Source organism: Halomonas sp. 707D4 (genome assembly GCF_024158685.1).
GTDB lineage: Bacteria > Pseudomonadota > Gammaproteobacteria > Pseudomonadales > Halomonadaceae > Vreelandella.
This window is the reverse complement of record NZ_JAMZBD010000269.1, coordinates 1-4,408: the sequence shown is the minus strand read 5'-3', so window position 1 is coordinate 4,408 and position 4,408 is coordinate 1. Positions and strand designations below refer to the sequence as shown.

The window sequence follows — 4,408 nt, the reverse complement described above, 5'->3', positions numbered from 1 at the left end:
GGGTACCCGGCCCGTCGACCAGGCGGCGCGCTTCAACCTCAAGCACGATGCTGGCGGCATGGTGGACATCGAGTTCCTCTGCCAGTACGGGGTGCTGGCGCTGGCCGAGAAGACGCCGGCGCTGACCACCCATTCCGACAACGTCCGCATTCTGGAAGCGCTCGCCGAGCACGGCTATCTCAGCGACGAGGAAGCGCACTCCCTGCGCGAGGCGTACCTGGCCTACCGCAGCCGCACCCACCGCGCCGCGTTGACCGGTGACAAGCCCGTGGTGGAGGCGAATCAGCTGGTCGAGCAGCGTGAAACGGTCTCTCGGCTCTGGGAGCGTTTTCTGGGACCCGGGCAGTGACCGGGCACATCCTCGCCACGCTCTTGCCGGTGTTTCTGATCGCCGGCGCAGGAGCGCTCTACGGGCGTCTTCGCACGCCGGACATCGGCACGCTGAATACGCTCAACATGGAGCTTTTCGTGCCGCTGCTGGTGTTCGCCGTGCTGGCGGATCGCCAGGCGCCGCTGTCGGACGACGCCTGGCTCGCCGGGGCGGCGGCGGCCGTGGTGCTGGGCTCCGGCGTGGTGCTCTGGCCGCTCGCCCGGTGGCTGGCCCTCGATCTTCGCGTATTTCTGCCGTCGATGATGTTCAACAACTCCGGCACCATGGGCGTACCGCTTCTGCTGCTCGCCTTCGGCGAGGCGGCGCTGCCGGCGGCAGTGGTGGTGTTCATCGTCGAGATGCTGCTGCATTTCTCGGTAGGGCTCTACATGCTCGATCCACGCACGCCGCTCTGGCGCCTGCTGCGCATGCCGATCGTCGCGGCGAGCATTGCAGGACTTGCGGTGAACGTGGGTAACGTGGCGCTGCCGGGATGGCTACTGGAGGCGATGCACCTGCTGGGCGGGGTGTGCATCCCGCTGATGCTGTTCGCGCTCGGGGTGCGTCTTCTGGAGGTGGATTTCGGTGACTGGCGAACCGGACTTCTGGGAGCGCTGCTCTGTCCGCTGTCGGGGCTGGTGGTGGCCTTGCCGCTGATGCTGTGGCTGCCGCTGGACGCCTTGCAGCAGGCGACCCTGCTGATCTTTGCCGCACTCCCGCCGGCGGTGCTCAACTACCTGGTGGCGGAGCAGTACGATCTCGCTCCGCAGAAAGTGGCGTCCATCGTGCTGATCGGCAACCTGGGAAGCCTCGTCGTGATGCCCCTGGTGCTGGCCGCCACCTTCAACTGGATACTGGCGCCGCTCTAGCGCTCGTTCTTCACTTCAAAGCTGCCCTCGAGGGTCGCATGCTCACCCTTCGCAGGCGAGGCGCGCTCGTGGGTATTGCCACCGATATCCTGGGCACGATCGGCGCGCATCTGCTCCATGCGCTTTTTCATCTTGTGGCGCATGAACGGCATCATGGCCCAGCCGACCAGCAGAAAGATCAGTCCAAACACCACCCCGACGATCATCAGGGCGCCGAAAGCAAGCCAGACCAGCACCAGCTTCAACGCTCCCAGAAGCCCGGTGGGCTGGGTGTTGGCAGCCCGGGCTCGCCATTGGTGGGCGGCCTGCCAGGCAGCGTTTCTCGAGTCGCGGTTCGGGTGTGGCATGAGTGCCTCCGTTGGACGTTTGCCCTCATTGGAACACGGCTTGCCAGGTGAGTTCACTTTTACGTATCTCGGCCTACCGTCGTGCGTCATTGCCAAAACGTGATAGTCGCTGCCTGGGCGTCTATGCTGAGGGCGGCAGGCTGATTTGCCATGGGCAAACATCGGATGACAAGCAACGACGCCTCGTCAATGGGTTCTCGAGCAGCATCCAGAGCGTTCGTAACAAAAACGATGGCAAAAGAGCCATCCAGAGGTCGAATCGACAAGCAGGTCTTGCGTTGGGCGCTGACAAGGAGCAGCGTCAGGTGGAACGAAAGGACAGGGACGATTCGACGCAGGACAACAGGGAGAGAGCATGTCCAATCACGGCGGCAAGACGGTCTTCATCGCGTCCGCGGTCATCATCTTTGCACTGGTGGTGGTCGGCGCGATATTTCCGGACAATTTCGGCGCGGGTGCCGAGGCGGCCCTCGGGGCGATCACTCACTACATGGGCTGGTTCTACCTGATTTCGGTGTTCGGCTTCGTGGTCTTTCTGTTCGCGCTCGCGTTCAGCAAGTATGGCAAGGTGCGCCTCGGCCCGCAGGACAGTCGGCCCGACTACAGTTTCTTCTCCTGGGTGAGCATGCTGCTGGCGGCGGGCTTCGGGGTGGGGCTGGTGTTCTACGGCATGGCCGAGCCCATGAGCCACTACATCGAGCCCCCTTATGGTGATGTCGAGGCCGAGACCGAAGCGGCGGCGCGCTACGCCATCCAGTACAGCTACTTCAACTGGGGGATCCATCAGTGGGCGGCGTTCTCGGTGGTGGGGCTGATCATCGCCTACTTCCAGTTTCGCAAGGGCCGCGCGGGGCTGGTCTCCTCGGTGCTGTCGTCGATGACCGCCAAGAAGCCCTGGCTGCGCCCCTACAGCGCCTGGCTCGACGTCTTCGCCGTGGTGGCGACGGTCATGGGGGTCGCGACCTCGCTGGGCCTTGGCGTCTTGCAGATGAACGGCGGGCTGAACGCGGTGTTCGGGCTGCCGGAAAGCACGCTCTGGCAGTTCATCATCCTCTCGGTGATGTTCTGCGCTTACATGCTCTCCACCTGGTCGGGACTCGACAAGGGGATCAAGCGGCTTTCGAACTTGAATCTGTCGCTGTGTATCGGCCTGATGGTCTACATTCTCGTCACCGGCCCGACGGTCGCCATTCTCGAAACCATCACCATGGGTATCGGCGACTACCTGCAGAACTTCATCGGCATGAGCCTGCGCATCTCGCCCTACAGCGGCAACGAGTGGGCGAGCAGCTGGACGATCTTCTACTGGGCCTGGGTCATCGCCTGGTCGCCCTTCGTCGGCACCTTCGTTGCCCGCGTGTCGCGCGGACGCACCATCAAGGAGTACGTCTTCGGCGTGCTGATCATGCCGCCGTTGCTCGCCTGCCTGTGGATCGGGGTGTTCGGCGGTGCGGCGCTCAACATGGAGCTCAACGGCGACAGCGTCGGTCTGGCTGCCGCCACCGAGGAGAACATCACCGTGGCGCTGTTCAGGATGTACGAGCTGATGCCGTTCACGAGCGTCATCTCGCTGGTGTCGATTCTCTTGATCTTCATCTTCCTGGTGACGTCCGCGGACTCGGCGTCCTATATCGTGGCCCAGATGACCGACAACGGCTCGATCGACCCGCCGCTCTACAAGCGGGTGATCTGGGGGGTGTTGATCGCCGCGATCTGCCTGACGCTGATCGCCGCCGGGGGCTTGACCGGGCTTCAATCGGCGGCGGTGCTGGCGGCGCTGCCCTTCACGTTCATCTTGTACCTGATGGTGTACGTGCTGATGCGCGAGCTGCGCGCCGATCGCAAGGCGATGCTCACCCAGCTCTACCGTCGCCATGGCGATACGCCCGTCGGGGCGGACGCCTTCGAGGCCGAGGAGTTGAGCGAGGAGGAGCAGGAGCGCCTGCGCCGCGCACCGGTCGTGGTCAACCGCCGCATCAGGGGCTAAACTTTGTTTTTCGCTGGCTCGCTAGAGCGCTCACAGGAGTATGCGCCCATGGCTCGACAACGCCACGGCGCCACGCGAAGGCAGCCCAAGGGGGCCGCCTTCGACCGCTGGCTGGATCTGGTGGTCATCGTGGCCGTGATGACGGCGATGGTAGTCGGGCTGTCCGCCGTTCTTGCCCACTGGCTACTGACCTGAAACGCCGGGATCGGAGTGCCCGATCCCGGCGTCCTTCTCTAGACCATTCCCCGCTCTACACCGACTTGAACGCCTCGATACGGTTGCGCCCGCGATTCTTCGCTTCGTAGAGCCGGGCGTCCGCCTCGTTCAAAAGCCGGTCCGGCCCCTCGCCAGGCGTGGGGCGGGCACTGGCCACCCCCATGCTGATGGTCAGGATGCTCTCCGCCGCGCCCCGCGCGTGGGGGATCGCCAGCGTCATCACCGCCTGGCGCATATGGTTGGCGCGCGAGAGCGCTCCGTGAATGTCCTGGCCCGGCAGCACGCAGACGAACTCCTCGCCGCCGTAGCGCGCCAGCAGGTCGCTCTGTGAATCGATGCAGCGATCGAGCGCCTTCGCCACGCGCTTGAGCGTGTCGTCGCCCAGGGTGTGGCCGTAGTGGTCGTTGAAGGCCTTGAAGCTGTCGATATCGATGAAGATCACCGCGATGGGGGCATTGGCCACCGCTGCCTGTTCCCACTGGTGGGCCAGGAAGGTGTCGAAGTAGCGCCGGTTGGCGATGCCGGTGAGCCCGTCATGGCGCGACAGTCGGTGCAGGTGGTCGCGCTGCTCCAGACCGCGCTGGAACTCGTGCAACAGGTGATCGACGCTCTCGACGAG

The 4,408-nt window shown here is 64.4% G+C and carries 5 protein-coding genes and 1 pseudogene; 4 read left to right on the top strand and 2 right to left on the bottom strand.

Annotated elements, in window-relative coordinates:
- Positions 1-349, top strand: a pseudogene (locus tag BIS11_RS11780) (bifunctional glutamine synthetase adenylyltransferase/deadenyltransferase); the annotation flags it as partial.
- Positions 346-1,239, top strand: coding sequence for an AEC family transporter (locus tag BIS11_RS11775; RefSeq protein ID WP_253420355.1), 894 nt, complete (start codon positions 346-348; stop codon positions 1,237-1,239). The pseudogene BIS11_RS11780 and the gene BIS11_RS11775, both read left to right, overlap by 4 nt.
- Here the strand turns inward: BIS11_RS11775 and BIS11_RS11770 are convergent.
- Positions 1,236-1,586, bottom strand: a complete 351-nt coding sequence (locus BIS11_RS11770; RefSeq protein ID WP_253420352.1) for a hypothetical protein — start codon at positions 1,584-1,586, stop codon at positions 1,236-1,238. The two genes, BIS11_RS11775 and BIS11_RS11770, sit on opposite strands and share 4 nt — an antisense overlap.
- A 355-nt stretch (positions 1,587-1,941) precedes the next feature.
- Here BIS11_RS11770 and BIS11_RS11765 point away from each other — a divergent pair, with 355 nt between their 5' ends.
- Both BIS11_RS11765 and BIS11_RS11760 read left to right on the top strand, forming a co-directional pair.
- Positions 1,942-3,573: a BCCT family transporter gene (locus BIS11_RS11765; RefSeq protein WP_253420349.1), complete on the top strand. Its 1,632-nt coding sequence runs from the start codon at positions 1,942-1,944 to the stop codon at positions 3,571-3,573.
- A gap of 48 nt (positions 3,574-3,621) precedes the next feature.
- Positions 3,622-3,768: a hypothetical protein gene (locus tag BIS11_RS11760; protein WP_227388702.1), complete on the top strand. Its 147-nt coding sequence runs from the start codon at positions 3,622-3,624 to the stop codon at positions 3,766-3,768.
- Between the two features lie 55 nt (positions 3,769-3,823).
- Here the strand turns inward: BIS11_RS11760 and BIS11_RS11755 are convergent.
- Positions 3,824-4,408, bottom strand: a 585-nt coding sequence (locus BIS11_RS11755) for a diguanylate cyclase (RefSeq protein WP_253586089.1), incomplete at its 5' end; no start/stop codon positions are given.